The organism is Roseomonas indoligenes (assembly GCF_017813365.1).
GTDB lineage: Bacteria > Pseudomonadota > Alphaproteobacteria > Acetobacterales > Acetobacteraceae > Roseomonas > Roseomonas indoligenes.
Genome location: NZ_JAGIZA010000012.1, coordinates 20,853 through 43,308, shown reverse-complemented (window position 1 = coordinate 43,308; position 22,456 = coordinate 20,853). Strand labels below are relative to the sequence as shown.

Here is a 22,456-nt window from a genome sequence, read left to right as displayed (position 1 = left end):
CGATCCGTTCCTGCCGGGGTCAGCGCCCCCGCAGCACTTCCCGGTTGACCACCGCATCCGGGTCAGGGCGCCCGGCCAGGAACTCCAGCACGTTGCCAGCCGCATCCCAGGCCATGCGCTGCAGGCCCTCCGCGGTGCTGGCCGCGACGTGGGGGGTGACGACGAGGTTCGGGCAGGAAAGGAGCGGCGGCGGGGCGATCATCGGCTCCACGCGCAGCACGTCCAGCCCGGCTCCGCCGAGACTCCCGTCAGCAAGCGCGGCGGCCAGCGCATCCTCGTCCACCAGCGTGCCGCGGGCGGTGTTGATCAGGACCGCACCGGGCTTCATCGCCGCGAGAAAGGCGGGATCCACCATGCCGCGCGTCGCGTCGCTGGCGGGCAAGTGGAGGGAGACGATGTCGGCGCGGCCGAGCGCGGGAAGAAGCTCCTTCTCGACCATGTAGCCCGCTCCACGGATGGTGCCGGCCGGCAGGAAGGGATCGTGGACCGCGACCTGCATCCCGAAGGCCGTGCAGAGCCGTGCCACCCGGCTACCGATCCGGCCGAAGCCGAGGAGGAGCACGCGGCGGCCGCCGAGTTCGAAGGTGCGGGACTGGCCCTGGACACGCCAGTGGCCCGCGCGGACGCCGGCGTCCACCGGCAGGACCTGCCGCGCGACCGCCAGCATCAGCATCAGCGCGTGCTCGGCGACAGAAGCGGCATTGGCCTCCGGCGTGATCATCACGGCCACGCCGCGCGCGGTGCAGGCCGGCACGTCCACCAGGTCGTAGCCGACCCCATGGCGGCAGGCCATGCGGAGCCGGGGCGCCATGTCCAGCAGCGCCTGATCCACCGCGGTGCCCCGGACGATCAAGGCCTCCGCGTCGCGCAGCCGCTCCGGCAAGGTCCCACCCGACGTCCCGGGATGGTCCAGGGTGACCCCGGGCGCGCCCTGCAGACGGGCGATGCCGTCGGGGTGGATGGGATCGAGGACGACGACGTGCGGCATGCGGAAGCCTTCAGTTCGCGGAGGACCAGGGCGTACGGTCATAAAGGGCCCTGGTGTTCCCCGCCTCCCGTGCCACGTCGGCCTTGTATTCGGTGCCCAGCAAGGGGCGCAGGGGCAGGTTCAGCCGCTCCGCCTCCGACAGGAAGGCCGGGTCTGCGAGGATCGTGCGGAAGGCCGAGACCAGCCGCTCCGTGATCTCCGCCGTCAGGCCGGGCGGGGCTACGAAGCCGCGGGCCGAGCCGCCGAGCACGTCCACGCCCTGCTCACGGAAGGTCGGGATCTCGCCCATGGCGGACCAGCGTGCGGGGGCGGCCTGGCCGAGGCAGCGCGTGCGCCCCTCGCGAAGGAGGGAGAGGCCCTCGCTATCGTTGTAGGAAGCGACGTCCAACTGCCCGCCGAGCAGGTCCCGCACGGCCAGGGCGGTGCCATTATAGGGGACGTGCAGCGCCTTCGCGCCTGTCGCCTGCTGGAAGGCGAGAAGCAGCAGGTGGTCGTCCGAGGCGGTGCCGGCCGCCGTGCCCACGGAAACTGCCTCCGGCTTCTTGCCCATGGCCTCCCGCAGGTCGGCGATGGTCTTCAAGGGCGAGTCCGCACGCACCCAGAAGGCGCCTGGGTCGTCCACCACGTTGGCGAGGTAGGTGAAGTCCTCCGTGCGCCAGCGCACGCTGCGCTCCAGCGGGTGGGTGATGAAGCTGAGCGTCGCAACGGTGCCGAGGGTGAAGCCGTCCGGCTTTGCCGCGAAGAGCGCCTCGTTTCCGATCTGCCCGCCGGCGCCGGCGCGGTTGGTAACGACGAAGCTCGCACCTGAAAGCTGTTGCGGCAGGTATTTCGTCATCAGCCGGGCAATGATGTCGATGCCGCCGCCAGGCGGGTAAGGGACGATGATCTCGATCGCACGCCCTGCCGGCCAGCCTCCCTGTGCGAGGGCCGGGCGGGAAAGGACGAGCGCGCCGGCCGTGGCTGCCAGGGCACCGATCGCCCGGCGGGTGGGCGCGGGGAGGGGGCGTCTCGTCATGGCCGTCTCCTTATGCGCGTGTATTCCGCGCCTGGCGCCCTGTTTCGTCCTCCCCGGGCACCGCGGCAAGTCCCGCCGGAGGACGGGGGCTGCTATCCTCGACAGCCCTTTTCAGAGATTCCGCCTTGCCCCAGCCCAAGCCCGCCAAGCAGCGTGCCGATGCCGCCCTCGTCGAGCGCGGCCTTGCCGAGAGCCGCACGCGGGCCCAGGCGCTGATCCTCGCGGGCAAGGTGTTCAGCGGGGAGCGCCGGATCGACAAGCCCGGCCAGGACCTGCGGGAGGGCGACCCACTGGAGGTGCGCGGCCAGGACCATCCCTGGGTAAGCCGGGGCGGGTTGAAGCTGGCGCATGGGCTGGAGGCGTTCGGGCTGGAGCCGACGGGCCGGGTCTGCATCGATGTCGGTGCATCCACCGGCGGGTTCACCCATGTGCTGCTGCACCACGGTGCGGCGCGGGTGTACGCCGTGGATGTCGGCCACGGGCAGCTGGCCTGGAGCTTGCGGAACGATCCTCGGGTGGTGGTGCTGGAACGGGTGAACGCCCGCTATCTCGAGCCGGCACAGATCCCGGAGCCGGTCGGGGTGGTGGTCTGCGACGCATCCTTCATCGGCCTGTCCACCGTCCTGCCGGCGGCGCTGGCGCTGGCGACACCGGGCGCCTTTGCTGTCGCGCTGATCAAGCCGCAGTTCGAGGCAGGGCCGGGAGTGGTGGGGAAGGGCGGTGTTGTGCGCGACCCCAATATCCATCGGGCGGTCTGCGCGAAGGTGAAGGCCTGGTGGTCCGGCCTACCGGGATGGGAGGTTCTGGGGATCACCGAGAGCCCGATCACCGGGCCCGAGGGCAACAAGGAATTCCTGATCGGGGCCCGAAAACTGGCCTAGCGAGGCGTCCCAGCGCCGCCCGACTGCTGGGAAAGCCGGCTGGCAAGAGCCCAGACGCGGGCCGGATCCATGCGAACCTCGGGATCGTTCAGCAGCCGGTCGAGTTCCTCCTGCGCGCGCTCGATCTCGGCTTCCGTCATGGCCTACCTCTTTGTCTTGCAGTGCAGCATGGCAAAGAACGAAGTTGCCGGAACCGGGTTTCCTTGATCCTCCCGGCATCGTGCGAATTGTTACGGTTTCAGGCGGTCGAAACCAGGGATGGCAGCAGGCCCGGCTCCCGGGTGTGCGGGCGGGCAGGGTTCCGGAAGCGCAGCTCGCCTTCGGGCACGGAGTCCGGCGGTGCCATCCCGAACAGCTCCATGCGGGAAGCGCAGGAGACGGCCGAGACGCGGCGCGCCTCCGGGGTTGTCAGGAAGCGGCGCACTGCCCCTTCCAGCTCCCGCCTGTCCCGCAGGCCGCGCCACTCCTGGCGGCCGATGTCGTCCAGGAACATCGCGAGAATGCCGGCACGCTCTCCGCCTAATCGTCCGGAAGCGGCGACCATGCGGCGGCAGACGGCACGGGCGATGTCGCTCGCCTGGCCCGCGCGGGCAGCGAGGACGAGCATATTGCCGTTGCCCTGCTGGGCGACCGCGAGCTGCGCCTCAGGCCCGAACAGCGCGCGCAGGGCCTGGGCCGGCACGGCCGCCTGAGCACCGGCGAGGACCAGCGGATCCAGTTTCAGCACGGCCGAGGTGTTCAGATCCTGACGGCGGTGCTCCCGGAGCATCTCCATGATGCGGCGCTGCAGGGCCGGTCCGTCCAGCGCGTCACCGCCGAGCCCATCCGGCAGGGTCATCTTCAGCACGTAGCGGCCGGGATGGGCGGCGAGCCAGGTCTGGAGGTCCGGATTGATCCCGTCCACGAAGGCGCACCATTCCTCGCGTAGGAGAGGGCGTCCCTCCTCCGCCGAGAGCGTGTCGCAGACCACTTCTGCCTCGGCGCCACCGCGCGAGATGAGGAGGTCATGCGGGGTGCCCTCGGCCAGCCCGGTGAAGCGCACCTCGAAGCCGCGTTCCCGGTGCAGGGCGGCGACACGGAGGAGGTGGAAAAGGGGGATGAGGTTCGCCTCGCCTGTCAGGCCTGAGAGGACGAGGGCGCAGAGCCGCTGCCGTGGGGCCTCGGGCAGCGTGTCGGCCAGCCGCGCCGCGGTCTGGGCTAGGGCGAGGAGGGCCCGCTCCGCCACGCCCGCTCCGGCCATGGCGCCTGGGGCTGCAAGGCGCTGGAGCGTGAGTTCAAGCGCGTGCCGCTCCTGGGCGGCACGACCGGCCAGGGTGGCCGCGCGAGTGCGTCGGCCGATCTCGGCCATGCGCTCCTCCCAGGACCGGGGCCCGGCAAGTCCGAGGAAGCCGGTCAGGTCAGCGGCGTCACCGGTGGGAAGCTTCGGGGGGCTGGCAGGAGTCTGCATGGGGCACCTTCAGGCGTCCCAGAAGTAACCGAGTGCAGCAGTCGGATAAAGGAAGTCGCTGTTCAGTTTCTCGGGAGGCGGGTGGACAGGGGGGCGTCCGGCACCTGGGCCCGGTGCCGCAGCAAGGCATCGGCGAGAGCGCAGGCCACCATCGCCTCTCCCACCGGCACGGCCCGGATGCCAACGCAGGGGTCGTGCCGACCCTTGGTGACCAGCTCCCGGTCCAGGCCGTGCCGGTCCACCGTGCGCCGGGGCACCAGGATCGAGGAGGTGGGCTTCACTGCGAAGCGCACGACGAGGGGCTGGCCAGTGGAGATGCCGCCGAGGATGCCGCCGGCATGGTTCGCCAGGAACTCCACCGTGCCGTCGGGGGCAATGCGCATCTCGTCCGCATTCTCCTCCCCGGTGAGGGCGGCCGAGGCAAAGCCGTCCCCGATCTCGACGCCTTTCACGGCATTGATCGACATGAGGGCGGCTGCGATCTCCGCGTCGAGCTTGCCGTAGAGCGGGGCGCCCAAACCGGGCGGCAGGCCTTCGGCCACGACCTCGACCACGGCGCCGACGGAGGAGCCGGACTTACGGAGGGCCAACAGCCGCTCCTCCCATCGCGCGGCGGTGGCGCGGTCCGGGCAGAAGAAAGGATTCTCCTCAACGGCCGCCCAGTCCCAGGTCGCCCGGTCCACGGTGTCGCCGCCCATGGCGACCAGCGCCCCGCGGATACGGACGGCAGCCCCCAGGACTCGACGCGCAACGGCGCCGGCCGCGACCCGCACCGCCGTTTCCCGGGCCGAGGATCGGCCGCCGCCGCGGTAGTCGCGCACGCCGTACTTCAGATGATAGGTGAGGTCCGCGTGACCCGGCCGAAAGCTCTCCGCGATCTCTCCGTAATCGCGCGATCGCTGGTCAGTATTCTCTATCATCAAGGAGATAGGCGTGCCGGTTGTCACGCCTTCGAAGATGCCGGAGAGGATGCGGACCTGATCCGCCTCCTGCCGCTGGGTCACGAACTTCGATTGCCCGGGGCGGCGGCGGTCCAGGAAGGGCTGGATATCTGCCTCGGTCAGCGGCAGCCCGGGGGGGCATCCATCCACCACCCCGCCGATCGCCGGGCCGTGGCTCTCGCCCCAGCTCGTGACACGAAAGAGGTGGCCGAAGCTGTTGTGGGACATCAGCCCTTCTCGATAGCGATGTCCGGTGCCTCGGGGTGCTTCATGCCGACGATGTGGTAGCCGCAATCCACGTGGTGGACCTCGCCCGTCACGCCGCCGGCGAGCGGCGAGAGAAGATAGAGGCCCGCCCCGCCCACCTCCTCAAGCGACACGTTGCGGCGCATGGGCGAGTTCAGGGCGTTCCACTTCAGGATGTAGCGGAAGTCACCGATGCCGCTGGCTGCCAGCGTCTTGATCGGCCCGGCGGAGATGGCGTTCACGCGGATCCCGGAGTCACCCAGGTCGGCCGCCATGTAGCGCACACTCGCCTCCAGCGCGGCCTTGGCCACGCCCATGACGTTGTAGTGCGGCGTCCAGCGCTCGGCGCCGAGATAGGAGAGGGTGAGGAGCGATCCGCCCGGCTTCATCATCGCCGCGGCCCGGCGGGAGACGGAGACAAAGGAGTAGCAGGAGATGTCGAGCGCCTGGAGGAAGGCCTCCTTCGGCGTGTCGAGATAGCGACCGCGCAAGTACTGCTTATCTGCAAATCCAATGGCATGGACGAGGAAGTCAATCCCGTCCCACCGCTCCGCCACCTTCTCGAAAGCCGTATCCACCGCCGCCTCGTCCGAGACGTCGCAGGGGATCAGCAGGTCGGAGCCGATGGAGGCGGCGAGCGGCCGCACCCGCTTCTCGAGCGCCTCGCCCTGATAGGTAAACGCAACCTCGGCGCCCTGCGCCGCCACGGCCTGGGCGATCGCCCAGGCGATGGACCGATCGTTCGCCACGCCCATGACGATGCCGCGGCGGCCCTTCATCAGGTCGCCCCTCATCGGCAGCACAGGGGCATCGGCCACGGTTTCGACGTCATCCATGGGGTGTCCTCCACGCTGCGGGGGTTCGGTTGCGACGGGGGCGGAGGGGTGGCACATGGCATGGAACCGAACAAGGGGCCGAACGCATGAGCCTGACCACCGAGGTTCCCGCCGGCGAGGCCCGCTCCGCCGGCATTCCCGACGCTTCGGAGCCCCTCGGCCTCTTCGCGGCCTGGTTCGCGGAAGCCGCCGCACGGGAGCCCAACGATCCCAATGCTATGTGCCTTTCCACCGCGACGCCGGAAGGCCGGCCCTCCTCGCGGATGGTTCTGCTGAACGGGCGGGACGAGCGGGGCTTCATCTTCTACACGAACGAGGAGAGCCGGAAGGGCGGCGAACTGCTGGCGAACCCCTGGGCCGCGCTGCTCTTCCACTGGAAGTCGCTGCGCCGGCAGGTTCGGATCGAGGGCGCGATCGAGCGGGTCACGAAGGCGGAGTCGGACGCCTATTTCGCCTCCCGCCCCCGCGGCTCACGCCTCGCCTCCGCCGCCTCGGACCAGTCCCGCCCGCTTCCCTCCCGCGCCGTCTTCGAGGCCCGGATCGCGGAGTTGGACGCCGCGTATCCGGGCGACGCCATGCTTCGCCCGCCGCATTGGGGCGGCTTCCGCGTGATTCCTGAGGCGATCGAGTTCTGGCAGGACATGCCCTTCCGCATGCATGACCGGCTGGTCTTCCGGCGCGCGGGCGAGGCTTGGAGGACGGAGCGCCTCTACCCGTGAGTGAGGAACGGTGAGCATACCAGCCGCCCAGGCGCGGGCGGCGGCGCTGCTCTCGCGGCTGACGGGCGGGGCGGCACCGGCAGAGACCCATATTTCCGCCGTCTTCATCGGCCCGGACCGTGTGCTGAAGCTGAAAAAGGCGGTGGATCTCGGCTTCCTCGACTTTTCCACCCCAGCGGCCCGGCACCGGTTCACGGCCCGGGAGTTGGAGATCAACGCACCCGGCGCGCCCGGCCTCTATCGCGGCCTGCACGGCATTTCCGTCGTCGCGGACCGGCTCCTGCCGCCAGATGACCCGGATGCCGTTGAATGGGCCCTGGAGATGGCGCCGGTCCCGCCCGGGCACTTCCTGGATGCCGTGGCGGAACGGGATGGGGTCGACGGGGCAATGCAGGACGCGCTGGGCGACATGGCCGTTGCCCTTCGTGGCACCTATCCCGGGGCTGCGCCGGGGATGGATCCCGTCGCGGCCTTCCGGGCTGTGCTCCGCGGCAATGCACGCGCGGCGCTGGGTGCCGGGCTGGACCCGCGCCGCGTCATCCATTGGCGGCGCCGGGCCGGCAAGATGCTGCGCCGCCTCGCCCCCCTGCTTCGGGCACGCGCGGCGGAGGGTCGCATCCGCCGCTGCCACGGCGATCTGCACCTCGGCAATGTGCTTCTCTGGCAGGGCCGCCCCGTGCCCTTCGACGCGCTGGAGTTCGACGAGGCCCTGGCGACGATCGACACGGGCTACGACCTCGCCTTCCTGATCGCTGACCTGCTGCATCGCTGCGGGCGGGCGGCGGCCTGCCGGGTGTTGGCGCGCGCCGTGGCGGTCGGGGGGGATGCGGGGCAGGTGGCGGCCCTGCCGCTCTGGCTTTCCACCCGCGCCCTGATCCGGGCCCATTGCCTGTCGCGAATGGCGGGACAGGGGGAGCGGGCGCTGGCTTTCCTCGCGGAATCCGAGGCCTTTCTCGCCCCGCCGGCACCGCGCCTGCTGGCCGTGGGCGGGCTGCAGGGGACGGGTAAGACGCGGCTGGCACGGCTTCTGGCCCCGCGTTTCGGTGCGGCGCCCGGTGCGCTGCACCTGCGAAGCGACGAGGTTCGCAAACGCCTGGCCGGCGTGCCGCCCGAGGCGCCGCTGCCGCCGGATTCCTACACGCCGGAGGCGAGCGACGCCGTGCATGAGGCGTTGTTCACCGAGGCCGAGGCGGCGTTGCGCGGCGGCCATTCCGTCGTCGTCGACGCTGCCTTCCTCGATCCCGTGCGGCGCGCCGGGGCCGAGGCCCTGGCCCGGGCGGCGGGGGTGCCCTTCACAGGGCTCTGGCTGGAGGCGCCGCTCGATGTGCTGCGCGCCCGGATCGTCTCACGGCAGGGCGACGCCTCGGACGCGACGCCGGCGGTGCTGGACCATGCCGCCTCCAAGCCGGTCGGTGCCATTTCCTGGCACCGCCTGGACGCCGTGGAAGACCCCCTGGCGGCGGCGCTTGCGGCCGCCCACCTGCAACTGTGCTAGACATGACCCTGCCGTGCCGGATTCGGTGCGGCATGGAGGAGGGGGCGGTGCCGCCTCCGCCGGATCACGACGAGGTTCCGCCATGGCCTACCGCCGCATCCTCCTGCCCCTGACCGGCACCGCCGCCGGCGAGGCCGCACTCCAGACCGCGGTGATGACCGCGCGTATCTGGCACAGTCACGTCCACTGCCTGCACGTGCGCGTCGACGCGCGCGATGTGGCGCCGCTGGCGGGCGAGGGCCTGTCCGGCGCGATGATCGAGGAGATGATGGCCGCGACGGAGCGGGAATCCGGCGATCGCGCCCACCGCGTGCAGTCCCTCTTCGAGCGCTTCGTGACGGATAAGGACGTTGTGCTCGCCAGTTCCGCCGAGGCGGCGGAGAAGGCCGACTCCGCCACCCTGTCCTTCGCGTCTGTCGCGGGGCGCGAGGAGGACCTCGTGGCGCAGCAGTCGCGCCTCTACGACCTGGCCGTGGTCCCGCATCCTGATTCGCGGGAAGACGTTTCCTCCTCCGACGCGCTGCACGCCGTGCTGTTCGACAGCGGCCGCCCCGTGCTGATCGCCCCTCGCCTGCCTCCGGAGAGCATCGGTTCCCGCGTCTGCATCGCCTGGAACGGCACGGCCGAGAGCGCGGCCGCCGTCGCCGCCGCGCTGCCCTGGCTGCACCGGGCCGAGGCTGTGCAGGTGCTGCACAGCAAGGATTACCAGCGGCGCGGCCCGGATGTGCAGGGCATTCTGGCCTATCTGCGCTGGCACAGCATCACGGCGGTGCCGGTGGAGTTCTCCCCCGTTACGCGGGAAGTGGGCGCCGGGCTGCTGGGCGCCGCGCGGGACTTCGGCGCCGACCTGCTCTGCATGGGCGCCTACAGCCACTCCCGCATCCGGCAGCTCATCCTCGGTGGCGTCACCCGGCACGTTCTGGATAACTCCGACATGCCGGTGATGATGTGCCGCTAGGCCGGGGCGCGGCCTTGCCGCGTCCCTAGGACGCGGCCTCGATCTCCTCGCGCCGCATCTCCAGCTCAAGCCAGCGTTCCTCCGCCTTCGCCAGGGCGTCCTGGCGACCGGCGAGGAGTTCGCTGGCCTTTCCGAAGCGGACGGGATCGCGGGCGTAGAGCTGCGGGTCGGCCAGGATCTCGTTCAGCTTCGCGATCTCGGCGTTCAGTTTCTCCATCTCGCCCGGCAGGGTCTTCAGCGCCTGCATCTCCGCCATGCTCAGGCGCGGGCGGGCTGGGGGCGGCGGGGAAGGGGCCTCTGCCGCCCGCTTCGGCACGGTGGCAGGGGCAGCGACGGCGGCACGGGCCCGTACGCCGTGGCCGCGCTGGGCCACCATGTCGGAATAGCCGCCGGCATAGTCCTGCCAGCGCCCGTCGCCCTCATAAGCGATCACGCTCGTCGCCACGCGGTCCAGGAAGTCGCGGTCATGGCTCACCACCATCACCGTGCCCGCGTACTCCGCGATCATCTCCTGCAGAAGGTCGAGCGTCTCGAGGTCGAGGTCGTTGGTCGGCTCGTCCAGCACGAGAAGGTTGCTCGGCCGCGCCATGGCCCGCGCCAGCATCACCCGCGCGCGCTCACCGCCCGAGAGGACGCCGAGCGGCGTGCGCGCCTGCTCCGGCAGGAAGAGGAACTCCTTCATGTAGCCGATGACGTGCCGCGGCGAGCCGCCCACATGCACCATGTCGCCTCGCCCCTCCGTCAGCGCGTCCGACAGCGTCATGGAATCGTCCAGGCTTGCCCGCCGCTGGTCGAGCGTGACCATCTCGATTCCCGTGCCCAGGCGGATCTCGCCAGCGTCGGGCGCCAGGAGACCGGTGAGCATGTTCAGCAGCGTCGTCTTGCCCGCGCCGTTCGGGCCGACGATCCCCACCCGGTCGCCGCGCATGATGCGGGTGGAGAAGTCCCGCACCACCGCCCGCCCGCCATAGGATTTCCCGACCTGTTCCGCCGCGACGACGAGGGTGCCGGAACCCTCCGCCTCGCTTGACGCCAGGCGCACGCCGCCCTGCGGACCACGGCGCTGCCGATGTTTCTCCCGCAGGTCCTGCAGCTCGCCAACGCGCCGCATGTTCCGCTTGCGCCGGGCGGTGACGCCGTAGCGCATCCAGTGCTCTTCCCGGACGATCTGCCGGGCGAGCTTGTGGTGCTCCCGCTCCTCTTCCTCCAGCACCGTGTCGCGCCAGGTCTCGAAGTCGGCGAAGCCCTGGTCCAGGCGCCGGGTGGTGCCACGGTCCAGCCAGACCATGGCGCGGGAGAGCGACTCCAGGAACCGACGGTCGTGGCTGATAAGGACGAGCGCCGCGCGCATCCCCGCCAGCTCCGCTTCCAGCCATTCGATGGCCGGCAGATCGAGGTGATTGGTGGGCTCATCGAGCAAGAGGATGTCGGGGGAGGGGGCGAGCACGGCGGCCAGCGCCGCGCGACGGGCCTCGCCGCCCGAAAGTCGGTCCGGCTCCTCCTCTCCGGTGAGGCCAAGCTGCTCCAGGAGGTAGTGGGCCCGGTAAGGGTCGTCTCCGGGCCCGAGCGCCGCCTCCACATAGGACAGGGTGCTGGCATGGCCGGAGAGGTCGGGCTCCTGCGGCAGGTAGCGCAGCGTCGCGCCGGGTTGGAGGAAGCGCGTGCCGCCCTCGGGCGTGACGAGCCCCGCGGCGACCTTCAGGAGGGTGGACTTGCCGGAGCCGTTGCGCCCGATCAGGGCCAGCCGCTCGCCCTGCCCGACGGAGAGCTCGGCGTCGCGCAGCAACGGGGTCTGCCCGAAACCCTGCCGGATGCTCTGAAGAAGAAGGAGAGGGGGTGCCATGCGCCGCATATGGCATTCCCAGGGGCTCGTGGCACGGGGTGAAGGGGCAGCGACCAGGCCCGCGAGTTTTCTGGCATCGCGAGATCGTGATGCTATAATGGCGCCGCCGGGACACCCCTGCGCCGCGGGGCGCGTCAACGGGCTGTTAAGTCCTGGCATGCAGGCTGAGGGGCATGCCGATCCACATCCCGCGCCGAACCGCACTGGGCCTGCTTGCCGGGGCCGCGGCCGCAGCGATGCGCGGCGGAACCGCCGTCGCGGCCGAGGAGACGCGCGCCTGGGGGGGCTTCAAGGCACGCTTCCTCTCGCCGGATGGGCGGGTCATCGACAACAACAACGGCAATCAGTCCCACTCCGAGGGGCAGGGCTGGGGCCTTTCCCTCGCCGAGCATTTCGACGACCGCCCTGCTTTTGACCGCATCCTCCTCTGGACCCGCCGGAATCTGCGGCGCGATTCGGACTTCCTGCATTCTTGGCGCTGGCTGCCTGACCGGATGCCCGCGGTGCAGGACAGCAACAACGCGACGGACGGCGACCTGTTCATCGCCAGCGCCCTGCTGAAAGGAGGGCGGCGCTGGTCGGATCCGGCGCTGACGGAGGAGGGGACGGCAATAGCTCGGGACGTGTTGCGGCTCCTTGTCCGCCGCGCCGGCGGGCACTTGGTGCTCCTTCCCGGTGCCCGCGGCTTCGAACACCAGAATCACGTTGTGTTAAACCCTTCTTACTACTCTTATCCCGCCATCGCGGTGGTCGCGGAGGCAGTTCCGGACCCGGCCTGGCTTCGGGTTGCCAGCGACGGGCTGCGGCTGCTTCGCTCGGCACGGTTTGGCCGGTGGGGACTTTCGCCGGACTGGCTGACGGTTTCCCGGCTGAACGGGCAGGTCGCTCCCGCCGCGGGATGGCCCGCGCGGTTCTCCTACGACGCGGTGCGCGTGCCGCTTTGGCTGGCCTGGGCCGGCCTGTCGGATGAGGCCGCCGTGGGCGCCCCGCTTAGCTTTTGGTCCGATTCTACCCTGCAACAGATGCCCGCCTGGGCGGACCTGTCGAACGACAGCGTGGCGCCCTATGCGGCTGGGCCGGGGATGAGGGAGATCGGGCGCTTCGCGGCCGTCCAGCGCGGCCTGAAATGGGAGCGCGGTGGCGCTGAACCCGTGCTGGGCGACCGTGATTATTATGACACAGCCCTGGCCCTGCTCGCACGCATGGGCGCCGCCGAGCAGCGTGTGCGTCTCTAAAACCACTTCGGTAAGCGAAAAAATAAGATACACTCCTTACCCGTCGGTACCCCGATTCAGGTGCCGCTGCGATTGGGGTGGTTGAATGGCGCAGGACACGGACGTTGCCCGGATGGCAGCCGCGCTGAGGACTCCCTCCATGCGCTACCGGAGCTTCGGGAATGAGGCGGTCCGAAACCCCGTGCCGCCTACGCCCGCGCCGCCGGCCGAGGACCCTGCCTTCAGCGTCCTCGGCGACGCACTCTCCGGGGCCGCCGACCTGCCGCCCGACACCGTCATGGTCGACCCGGCGCCGGTCCCGACCGAAGCGCCGATGCTGCCGGTGCGCGATTCCTACCCGAGCTACTCCGCCGGCTACTCCGAACCGGAGCCAGAGCCGATGGCCCCGGATCCCTACGCGGTTCTGGAACGGGCGCCGCCGCCGGTTTCGCCCCCGCCTGCCCAGCCCGCACCCATCGTAGCCGCGCCTGTTGTGACAGCGCCGCCCGCCGCGAGCTTCGTCGCCCCGGTGCCGCCGCAACCGGTCGCCGTCCTGCCGGTGGTGGCGCCCGCCGCCGTGGTGCCGCCCCGCCCCGTCGCGGTGTCGTCGGAGCCGCCAAGTTCCAGCCTTCTCCAGGTGCTGCTCGGCGGCCCGGTTCAGCCGCAGCCGGCACCGCCGCCACGGCCACTCGAGCCGCCGGCGCTTCCGGCCGCGCCAGCCGCACTCCCCATGGCGCCCTCCGTTCCGGTCCAGCCCGCCGGGTTCCCTGCGCTGCCCGTGGTGCCACAGGCGCTGCCGATGCCGATGCCGATGCCGATGTTCGCCGGTCTGTCGACCTCGTCCTGGCCGCCGGGCGGCCTCGTCGGCGGCACGGGCTCCTCCCTGCTGGATACGCTGATGGGCGTGGGTGCCGGCGCCTCTTCGGCGACGATTCACTACCCCTTGCTGGATGCGCTTGGGGATGCGATGCGCGGCACCGCGGCCGACCCATCGCCGCGCCACTGGCCTGCCGCGCGGGTGGACATCGCGCTGCCGGAACTTCTCCGACGCATCGCCGCCGGTGTCCGATTCGCCAGAACTGCCGCCTGAGTCCAGGAGCAACGTCGTGCCCCTCATTTGCTTCGCGTCGCCCAAGGGTGGGGTCGGCAAGACCACGCTCACCGCCAATATCGCCGACGCGTTGCAGCGCCTGGGCCATCGCGTCCTGGCCGTCGACCTGGACGCGCAGAACGCGCTGCGGCTGCATTTCGGCGTTCCGCTGACGGATCGGAGCGGCTTTGTCTCCGACCTGCTTCAGGGCGGTTCCGATTGGCGCGCCCATCTGCGCCAGACGCCCTCCGGCGTCCTGCTGCTGCCGCATGGGGCGATGGACCTGCGCGGCGCGCTGGACCTCGCCGCCGCGCTGGACCGCGATCCGGAGCTGCTCGGCGCGCCGATGCGCGAGATGCTGGCGGAGCCGAACCTCGTGGTGCTCGCCGATCTTCCGCCCGGCCCCTCGCAGGCGTTGGCGCTTCTCGCGCCACTCGCCACGATGGTGATCGGCGTGTTGCAGGCGGAGGCGATCAGCGCCGCGCTCGTCCCGGAAATCGAGAGCGGGCGCTTTCTTGGCACCGGAACAATGGCCGCGCTGCTGGCCGGGCGCCTGCGCGTGGTGCTGAACGGGGTGGACCTCGCCTCCCGCCTCTCGCGGGCTTCGGCCGAGGCGGTAGCGCGGCACCTCGGCTATCGCATGCTCGGCGCGATGAGCCGCGAGGAGACGGTGGCCGAGAGCCTGGCCTGCCAGCGCCTGCTGCTGGACCACGCGCCGGAGAGCCGGGCCGCTTCCGATCTGAAGGAGGTGGCACGGCTGATCTCGGCGGCGCTGCCGCCGCCTGTCGCGGCCACGCCGCCGGCGCCAGAACCCGTCGTGTCGCCCGAGGCGGCGCCGCTCTCGCAGCAGCCGACGGTTGAGGCCAGCCGGTGAGGGGTTTCAGGCGCACGCTGGGCGGGAGCATCTGGCTGGCGCGGATTGCCGTGCTGCTCGGCTTCATCATCGCCATCCCGTTCATCATCGCGCCGCTGGAGCCGCAGCAGCAGGCCTGGGTCGCCGTCGGCGGCCTCCTGGTTTTCGCCATTTGCAGTTTGGTGCCGGGCAAGGGTGCGCTCGTGTTCCTGGCGCTCCTCTCCGGCGTGATCTCGTCCCGCTACATCTACTGGCGCATCACGGACACGCTGGATTACACGAACTTCTTCTCGACCTTCCTCGGCACCGGCCTGCTGCTGGCCGAGATCTACGCCGTGATCGCGCTCTTCCTCTCCTACCTCCAGTCGCTCTGGCCGCTGGACCGCCGGCCGGTCCCGCTGCCGGACGACCCGGAGGAATGGCCGATGGTCGACGTGTTCATCCCGACGTACAACGAGCCGTTGGACGTGGTGAAGCCGACGATCTACGCGGCCTTGGCGATGGATTGGCCGCGCCACAAGATGAACGTGGTGCTTCTGGACGACGGGCGGCGCGAGGAGTTCCGCGCCTTCTGCGAGATGGTCGGCTGCGGCTACATGATCCGCCCGGACAACAAGGGCGCGAAGGCCGGCAACATTAACCACGCGCTGTCCCGCACGGACGCCGAGTACGTGCTGATCTTTGACTGCGATCACGTGGCCACCCGCGCTTTCCTGCAGATGACCGTGGGCTGGCTGCTGCGCGACGCCGGTCTGGCCATGGTGCAAACCCCGCACCACTTCTACTCGCCCGATCCCTTCGAGCGTAACCTGGCCTCGGGCACGCGCGTGCCGAACGAGGGCCTGCTCTTCTACGGGCTGATCCAGCAGGGCAACGACCTGTGGGACGCGGCCTTCTTCTGCGGCTCCTGCGCCGTGATCCGGCGCACCGCGCTGGAGCAGATCGGTGGCGTGCCGACCGAGACGGTGACGGAGGACTGCCACGCCTCCCTCAAGATGCAACGGTTGGGCTGGCGCACGGCCTACCTGCGTCTGCCTCTGGCGGCGGGTCTGGCGACGGATCGCCTCATCGCGCATATCGGTCAGCGCATGCGCTGGGCGCGCGGCATGGTGCAGATCTTCCGCATCGAGAACCCGCTTCTCGGGCCGGGGCTGAGGCTGACCCAGCGGCTGTGCTACGTGGCTTCCATGTGGCACTTCCTCTTCCCGGTGCCGCGCTTCATCTTCCTCACCGCGCCGCTCGCCTTCCTGCTCTTCGGGCAGAACATCATCGCCGCCTCGCCGCTCGCGATCATCGCCTATGCGGGTTCCCACGTAGTGCACGCGGTTCTGACGAACTCGAAGCTGCAGGCGCGGGTGCGCCACTCCTTCTGGTCCGAGATCTACGAGACGGTGCTCGCGCTCTACCTCCTGCCCGTCGTGCTCACGACGCTGCTGGACCCGAAGCGCGGCAAGTTCAACGTGACGGACAAGGGCGGCACGCTGGAGGAGGGCTACTTCGACTTCCGCGCGACAGGCCCGAACTTCGTCCTCGCCGTCGTCCTCGTGATCGGCCTTCTGTCCGGCATCTACGGCATGGCGGCGAACCCGCCGGAGAGCCTGGAATTCCAGGCCAATGCGCTGAACACCGTGTGGGTCGTGCTCTCGCTGCTCACGGTGCTGGCGGGCCTGGCCGTGGGGCGTGAGCGGCGCCAGGTGCGCGAGCGCGCGCGCGTCGGCGCGATCATGCCCGTGAGCGTGGGCCTGCCCGATGGCCGGCTCGTGCCGGGTGAGACGCTGGATCTTTCACTTGGCGGGGTGGCTGTGGCCGCGCCTCGGCCGGACGGCCTGTCGGAGAACGTCCTTGTGACACTGGAGATCGACTTGGGTCCGGAACGCGTCGCGATCCCTGCTGAGGTTCTGCGCTGGCAGAATGACCGCCTGCAGATGCGCTTCATGCCGCAGGATGCCCGTGACGAGGGCAACATCACCCGCGTGGTGCTCGGCCGTGCCGACGCCTGGGTGGATTGGGACGACGTGCGCGAGGACCGGCCGATGCGCTCCCTCGGCGAGGTGGTCCGCAGCATCGGCGGCCTGTTCCGCGGCGACAGCCAGTTCTCCCTGCGCGCCCGCCGCGCCCGTCGCCAGGCCGCCGCGCGCGCGGCGCGGGCCGGGACGGCGCGCCCCGCCGTTCCCGGCGCGCCCCATCCTGTCCGTGGCGTGGAGGCGGCCTCGCGCCGCGCCGCGGAGCGCGCGCGCCGATCCGCCGCCATCCTGCTCGCCCTCGGGCTGGGCCTTCCGGTGACGGCGACGGCCCAGAACAGCTTCACCCCGCCGCCGCTTCCTGGTGGTGGGCCGACCGCCGCACCCGCGCCCACGCCCGCGGCGCCCCCGGTCTTCACCCCTGCAGCCCCCTCTCCCAGCGCGACCGCGCCGGTGCCGCAATATGCGCCGTCCCCGCTGCCCGCCGCCGCGCCTCCCGCGGCCGCGCCGTCGGCTCCCCTGCCGCCCGCGCAGATCGCCCCGTCCGCCCCCGTCACCTTCGGTGGCGACACCACGCCGGGCGCAGGGTCCCGCACGGAGACGCGGACGCTTCGGCAGCTCGGCCTCCGCAGCCCGATGCAGCTTCGCGGCCTCGCCGACCTGCAGGGCATCCTCTTTGGCATCCGGTCCGATGAGGTGGTGACGGGCGCCAAGCTGACGCTTCAGGGCGCCACCAGCCCGGCGCTGATCCCGGAGCTCTCGCAGATCGCGATCACGATCAACGAGCAGTTCGTCGGCACCATCACGCCCGACCGTTCCCGCCCGGCCTTCGGCCCGGTGGAATTCCAGATCAACCCGGTCTTCTTCGCGGACAGCAACCGGCTGAATTTCCGCTTCACCGGCCGCTACGCGGTGGAGTGCAACGATCCGCTCTCGGGCCTGCTCTGGTCCACGGTTTCCGACCTTTCAACGCTTCAGCTCACGTTGGAGCGCCTGCCGCTGAACCGCGACCTGGCCCGCCTGCCGGAGCCCTTCTTCGACCCGCGCCTGCTGCGCGAGCCGCTGGTCCTGCCGGTGGTGATGGCGGAGGGCGCGGGGAACGACGCGGTGCGCGCGGCACTGGTCGCCTCCTCCTGGTTTGCCGTGCAGGCGGACTACCGGGGTTCCAGCTTCCCCGTTAGCGCCGTGCTGCCGGCGCGCGGGAATGCCATCGTCATCGCGACGGGCTCGGACTCGGTTCCCGGCCTGACCCTGCCGCGCATGGACGGCCCGACCCTCGCCATCCTGCCGAACCCGAACGATGCGAACTCGGTGCTGCTGCTCGTCGGCGGCCGCTCCGGTGCGGAGGCGGCGACCGCCGCCCAGGTCCTGGCCACGGCGAAGGAGGGTCTCTCGGGCGAGACGGCGACGGTGCAGGTGCAGAACCTGCCGGCGCGCGAGCCCTACGATGCGCCGCGCTGGATCCGCAACGACCGCCCCGTGCGCTTCGGCGAGCTGGTGGATCCGGCGGAGCTGCAGTCCTACGGCTATGCCCCGGGCCCGGTTTCTATCCCCTTCCGCACGGCGCCGGACCTCTACACCTTCCGCGACCGCAACCTGCCGGTGGATGTCCGGTTCCGCGCTCCGCCGGGCCCGATCCTGGACCTCGCCGTCTCCCGCCTCGATGCGGCGCTGAATGACGTCTACCTGAAGTCCTTCCCGCTTCGTGAGGGCGATCCGGGCTGGCCCTGGAACTGGGTTTACCGCACGGTCGGCACCACCGGTTCCGAGCGGGCTGAGGGTAGATTCGGCTTGCCGCCCTACCTCGTCTTCGGCCTGAACGAGCTGCAGTTCCGCTTCGACCTGCGGCCGCTTCACCGTGGCGACTGTGTGAGTGTGCCGGGCGACATCCGCTCCTCGATCGATCCCGACAGCACCATCGACCTCTCCGCCGCCTATCGCTTTACGGAGTTGCCGAACCTCGCCTACTTCGTGGGTTCGGGCTTCCCCTACACGAAGATGGCGGACCTCTCGACGACGGCGGTGGTCCTGCCGGACCGCGCCTCCGCGCTCGAGGTCTCCTCCGCGCTGAACCTCGTCGGCCGCATTGCCGCGATCGTCGGCTACCCGGCCACGCGGATCGACGTCGCACGGCCGGGTGGGCTGGATGCGGTGAAGGACCGTGACCTGATGGTCATTGGGCCGCTCAACCGGCAGCCGGCGCTCGCGCAGCTGCTGCGCGACGGACCGATCACGGTCGACGGCAACCGCGTGACGGTCGCGCTGCCGGACGCGATGGAGGGCTTCCGTAACATCTTCATCTCCGACGACCGACGGCTTGAGCGCGAGCGCCTGACGGCGACGCTTGGCGGCCAGAGCGGGGAGGGGAGCGGGCTGCTGATCGGCTTCCAGAGCCCGCTGAACGGCGACCGCTCGGTCGTCGCCCTGACCGGCTCCACCCCGCAGGGAATGGAGGCCATGCTCGGTGCTCTGCGCGATCCCGACCAGCAGCCGCGGATCCAGGGCGATGTCGCGACGATCACCAATGGCCGGGTTGAGGCCTTCAAGGTGTCGCGCAACTACGGGGTGGGCAGCCTGCCCATCACCCTGCTGCCGCAGCGCTACCTGACCACCCGGCCGGACCTGATGCTCGGCCTGCTGGTGATCGCGGCGCTGATTATCGCCATCCCGCTCTACTGGGCACTTCGCCGCCGGGCCATTCGCCGGCTGAGGATCCGGACATGACCTCGCTTCGCCATCGACTCCTCGCCGCGGCTGCGACGGCGGCCGTGACGACGGCTTCCCTGGCCGCGGTGCCGGCCCTGGCGCAGGGCGCCGGGGTGCAGGTGTTGATGGAGCAGGCGAACTACTGGCGGGCGCAGGGGCAGCCCATGCGGGCCGCCGCGGCGCTGGAACGGGCCCTGGCCTCCCAGCCCTCCAATCCGGACGTGCTGGCCGCGGCGGCTCTGCTGCATCTGGAACTGGGTCAGCCCGGCGTCGCGCAGGACATGCTCGCGCGGCTCCTTCAGGTGGCGCCGGAGGATGCCAAGGTGGCCAAGGTCGAGGCGGCGCTGAAGGCCGCCGGCGACCGTTTCGCGCCGGCCGCGGCGACGCAGGAGCGCCAGGCCGGCCAGCAGGCTTTTGATCTCGGCGATCCCGCTCGGGCCGCGCGCGCCTTCGAGGCGGCGCTGGCCCGGGACCCGGCCGATCCCGCTGCGCTCGGCGGGCTCGGCGTCATACGCCTGCGACAGGGCCGGGCGGAGGAGGCTTCCGGTCTTCTCGCCCGTGCCGTCGCTGTCTCGGCGGCCGAGGCGCGCCGCTGGGCGGCCCCGCTGGAAGAGGCCGCCTTCGCGGCGGAACTGGCCGCGGCGCGTCGCCTTCTTGGGCGCGGCGAGGCGGAGCGGGCCGAGGCAGTGCTCCTTCGCGCCACCCGGCGCGAGGCACTGGACCGGGCCGAGGCCGAGGCTCTCCTGGGCGAGATGGCCTTGCGCGCCGGCGATCTGACGGAGGCGGAGGCCCGCTTCCGTAGCGCGCAACTGCGCCGCCCGGCCCTCCCCGCTGCGCGCGACGGCCTGCTTGAGACCCTGCGCCAGGGCAACCGGATCGCCGAGGCCGAGGCGCTGGCCCGGCAGGCGGCTGCGGTCGCCTCGCCGCGCGCCGATGCGCTGCGGGCCGAGGCGGCTCGTACGGAGGATCCCGAGGCCGCCATCGCGCTGCTGCGGAAGGCTGCCGAAGCGTCGCCCGCACCCTGGGCGAAGCTCGACCTAGCCCGTCTCCTCGCCCGCCAGGGTCGCGGGGCGGAAGGGCGCGCGGTGCTGGAGGGCGGGCTGCCCGCCAGCCCGGCACCGGAGGCCGTCCTCGCTGCCGCCCTGTTCGCCTCCGATGAGGGGCGCTACGCCGACGCCATGCGCCTGCTGGACCGCGTGCCGGACCGGGTGCGTGGACCGACCGGAACCCGTCTTCTCCGCACCCTGCGCTGGCAGGCCGAGGTCACCGCGGCGCTGGCCCAGGACCCGGCCGGCCTGCGCGGCGCGCTTCTCGCCATGTCCGGCCGGCCTGACCCCACGGGTGAGGCCGCCCTCCTGGCTCTGCGTGGCCTGCTGCGCGCCGGCGACCGCGACGGCGCCACCGAGGCCGTGCGCCTGGCGACCGCCGGCAACCGGGTCGGAACGGCCGCCCTCCGGATCGCGCTGGCCGGCGCCATGGCCGATGCCGGGATGTCGCGGGAGGGCGCGGACCTTCTGAAGCCGCTCTCCGCCGATGCCGGCATTCCGGCAGCGCAGCGCCGTCAGATCCTGGCGCTGGGTGGGCCCGCCGCGCCGCGCCTTGCTGCTGCCGTGCCCTCCGTGCCTCTCGAGGCCGAGCCGCCCCGGATCTACCAGGGCGCGCGCGACCCCCGCGTGGCCGGCCGGATTGCCGAGGCGGTGCTGCGGCGCGATCCACGCAATGTGGAGGCCCGGCTCGGCGCCACCGAGGCCGCGCTGATGCGGCGTGACATCGACGCCGCCGAGGCGCTGGTGGTCGAGGGCCGATTTCTCAACGCCAGTGATCCGCGCATTTCCGTCGCCGAGGCGCAGCTCGCCCGCGTCGCCGGGGACCGCCGGCGGGCGCAGACGGCCCTGCAACTGGCGGCCGACCAGCGCCTGGCCCAGATCGGCACGGCGGCGACGCCCTATCGCCGCACGGTCCTGGCGGGCTCCACCGCAGCGGACGGGCAGGGCTCGTCCTTCGTGCCGTTGGATTCCAATCCGGCGAGCGCTACCCAGGTCGGCGTGACGCCGAGCCAGCTTCGCGCCTCCGACGACCCGCTGCTCAGCGAGATCGGTCGGCAGCTGGCCGAGGTGAACCAGGAGGCGACCGGGCGCGTCGTGCCGAACTTCGCCTTCCGCGCCCGCTCCGGCGAGCGCGGCCTGGAGCGGCTGCGGGAGTATGGCGGCGGCGTCGAGGCCGGCGTGCCCCTGCCGGGGATCGGCGGCGATCTGAGCGCCCGCGTGCAGGCCGTTACAATCGATGCGAGCGGTGCGGGATCATCGACGGACAGGCTCCGGCGTTTCGGCACCAACCCGCTGCACCTGCCGGGCATTGGTGATCCCGCTGCTGCGAACCAGTTCCCGGATTCACGCATCCGCGACACATCGGCGACGGGCACCAGCCTCGGGCTGGCCTACGCGCGCAACGGGGTGACGGTGGACATCGGTTCCACCCCGCTCGGATTCCGCGAGACGACCGTCCTGGGCGGCGTCGAGGTCACGCCGCGCCTGGCCGAGAACTTCCAGCTTCGCCTGCGGGGCGAGCGCCGTTCCGTGACGGACAGCGTGCTCTCCTGGGCGGGCGTGCGCGATGCGCAGAGCGGCCTCACCTTCGGCGGTGTGACGCGGAACACCGGCATCGCGCAGCTGGAGTACTACCCCGGCCGGTTCGGCGGCTATGTCGGTGGCGGCTACTCCTACATCACCGGCAACAACGTGGCGGACAACCAGCGCTGGCAGGCCCAGGGCGGGGTCAGCTACGCCATCATCCGCAACCCCGAGCAGGAACTCGTGACGGGACTGGATCTCGTCTACTTCAACTACCAGAAGAATCTGCGGAACTTCACGCTGGGGAATGGCGGTTACTTCAGCCCGCAGACCTACGTTTCTGCCGCCGTCCCCATCGACTGGCGTGAGCGGCGCGGCAATTGGGCCTATAGGGTGGGCGCCAGCGCCGGCGTGGGCTACTTCCGGGAGCGGGGGACGGCGGTCTTCCCGAACAATCCGAACCTCCAGAGCGACCTGGAGCAGGCGGCCGGCCGTGAGCTCGCCAACGGCTTCATTATCCCGACACGCTACAGCGGCCAGAGCACCACCAACTTCGTCTGGGGCGCGCGGGCCGACCTGGAATATGCGCTCACGCCCACGCTGCGCGTCGGGCTTTCCGGCCGCTACGACAAATCCGCCGACTTTGAGGAGGCGCGGGCTCTGGTCTACGCCCGTTACCGCTTTGACCCGTGA

16 protein-coding genes are annotated in these 22,456 nt (G+C 71.2%); 9 read left to right on the top strand and 7 right to left on the bottom strand.

Going from position 1 to position 22,456, the window contains the following annotated elements; all coding sequences use genetic code 11:
* Positions 1 to 19: 19 nt before the first annotated feature.
* Positions 20 to 988: a hydroxyacid dehydrogenase gene (locus J5Y10_RS18340; RefSeq protein ID WP_209375523.1), complete on the bottom strand. Its 969-nt coding sequence runs from the start codon at positions 986 to 988 to the stop codon at positions 20 to 22.
* 10 nt (positions 989 to 998) lie between these two features.
* Positions 999 to 2,003, bottom strand: a complete 1,005-nt coding sequence (locus J5Y10_RS18335) for a Bug family tripartite tricarboxylate transporter substrate binding protein (protein ID WP_209375522.1) — start codon at positions 2,001 to 2,003, stop codon at positions 999 to 1,001.
* A gap of 125 nt (positions 2,004 to 2,128) precedes the next feature.
* Here J5Y10_RS18335 and J5Y10_RS18330 point away from each other — a divergent pair, with 125 nt between their 5' ends.
* A complete protein-coding gene (locus J5Y10_RS18330) occupies positions 2,129 to 2,884 on the top strand; it encodes a TlyA family RNA methyltransferase (protein WP_209375520.1) in 756 nt (251 codons plus the stop codon).
* Here J5Y10_RS18330 and J5Y10_RS18325 read toward each other — a convergent pair.
* The 4 genes from J5Y10_RS18325 to fabI all read right to left on the bottom strand — a co-directional run bounded on the left by J5Y10_RS18325 (position 2,881) and on the right by fabI (position 6,354).
* Positions 2,881 to 3,024, bottom strand: coding sequence for a peptide chain release factor 1 (locus J5Y10_RS18325; protein WP_209375519.1), 144 nt, complete (start codon positions 3,022 to 3,024; stop codon positions 2,881 to 2,883). The two genes, J5Y10_RS18330 and J5Y10_RS18325, sit on opposite strands and share 4 nt — an antisense overlap.
* A gap of 98 nt (positions 3,025 to 3,122) precedes the next feature.
* Entirely contained in the window at positions 3,123 to 4,232 is a 1,110-nt protein-coding gene (locus tag J5Y10_RS18320) for a hypothetical protein (RefSeq protein ID WP_209375518.1), read from the bottom strand.
* A 161-nt stretch (positions 4,233 to 4,393) separates the two neighbouring features.
* A complete protein-coding gene (aroC, locus tag J5Y10_RS18315; protein WP_209375517.1) occupies positions 4,394 to 5,500 on the bottom strand; it encodes a chorismate synthase in 1,107 nt (368 codons plus the stop codon).
* Positions 5,500 to 6,354 (bottom strand): enoyl-ACP reductase FabI, encoded by an 855-nt coding sequence (gene fabI, locus J5Y10_RS18310; protein WP_245214856.1) that lies wholly within the window; start codon positions 6,352 to 6,354, stop codon positions 5,500 to 5,502. The genes aroC and fabI overlap by 1 nt, the downstream gene beginning before the upstream one ends.
* 86 nt (positions 6,355 to 6,440) lie before the next feature.
* Between fabI and pdxH the strand changes: the two genes are divergently transcribed.
* From pdxH to J5Y10_RS18295, 3 genes are all read left to right on the top strand, one after another.
* Positions 6,441 to 7,073, top strand: a complete 633-nt coding sequence (gene pdxH / locus J5Y10_RS18305; RefSeq protein WP_209375516.1) for a pyridoxamine 5'-phosphate oxidase — start codon at positions 6,441 to 6,443, stop codon at positions 7,071 to 7,073.
* A gap of 10 nt (positions 7,074 to 7,083) precedes the next feature.
* Positions 7,084 to 8,568, top strand: a complete 1,485-nt coding sequence (locus tag J5Y10_RS18300; protein ID WP_209375514.1) for a bifunctional aminoglycoside phosphotransferase/ATP-binding protein — start codon at positions 7,084 to 7,086, stop codon at positions 8,566 to 8,568.
* Positions 8,569 to 8,650: 82 nt separating this feature from the next.
* Positions 8,651 to 9,526 carry a universal stress protein gene (locus J5Y10_RS18295; protein WP_209375512.1) on the top strand — a complete coding sequence of 292 codons (876 nt, stop codon included), beginning with the start codon at positions 8,651 to 8,653 and terminating at the stop codon, positions 9,524 to 9,526.
* Positions 9,527 to 9,551: 25 nt separating this feature from the next.
* Here J5Y10_RS18295 and J5Y10_RS18290 read toward each other — a convergent pair whose 3' ends face one another.
* Positions 9,552 to 11,369 carry an ABC-F family ATP-binding cassette domain-containing protein gene (locus tag J5Y10_RS18290; protein ID WP_209375511.1) on the bottom strand — a complete coding sequence of 606 codons (1,818 nt, stop codon included), beginning with the start codon at positions 11,367 to 11,369 and terminating at the stop codon, positions 9,552 to 9,554.
* 173 nt (positions 11,370 to 11,542) lie between these two features.
* Between J5Y10_RS18290 and J5Y10_RS18285 the strand changes: the two genes are divergently transcribed.
* The 5 genes from J5Y10_RS18285 (at position 11,543) to J5Y10_RS18265 (ending at position 22,456) form a co-directional block, all read left to right on the top strand.
* Positions 11,543 to 12,604, top strand: a complete 1,062-nt coding sequence (locus tag J5Y10_RS18285; protein ID WP_209375510.1) for a family 8 glycosyl hydrolase — start codon at positions 11,543 to 11,545, stop codon at positions 12,602 to 12,604.
* Between the two features lie 85 nt (positions 12,605 to 12,689).
* Positions 12,690 to 13,673 carry a hypothetical protein gene (locus J5Y10_RS18280; protein WP_209375508.1) on the top strand — a complete coding sequence of 328 codons (984 nt, stop codon included), beginning with the start codon at positions 12,690 to 12,692 and terminating at the stop codon, positions 13,671 to 13,673.
* A 16-nt stretch (positions 13,674 to 13,689) separates the two neighbouring features.
* Complete coding sequence (locus J5Y10_RS18275) at positions 13,690 to 14,547, top strand: cellulose synthase operon protein YhjQ/BcsQ (RefSeq protein ID WP_209375506.1); 858 nt, start codon at positions 13,690 to 13,692, stop codon at positions 14,545 to 14,547.
* The gene (bcsA, locus tag J5Y10_RS18270) at positions 14,544 to 19,211 is read left to right on the top strand and encodes a UDP-forming cellulose synthase catalytic subunit (RefSeq protein WP_209375505.1); all 4,668 of its coding nucleotides are present in this window, start codon (positions 14,544 to 14,546) and stop codon (positions 19,209 to 19,211) included. The genes J5Y10_RS18275 and bcsA overlap by 4 nt, the downstream gene beginning before the upstream one ends.
* Entirely contained in the window at positions 19,208 to 22,456 is a 3,249-nt protein-coding gene (locus J5Y10_RS18265; protein WP_209375503.1) for a cellulose synthase subunit BcsC-related outer membrane protein, read from the top strand. Before bcsA ends, J5Y10_RS18265 begins: the two co-directional genes overlap by 4 nt.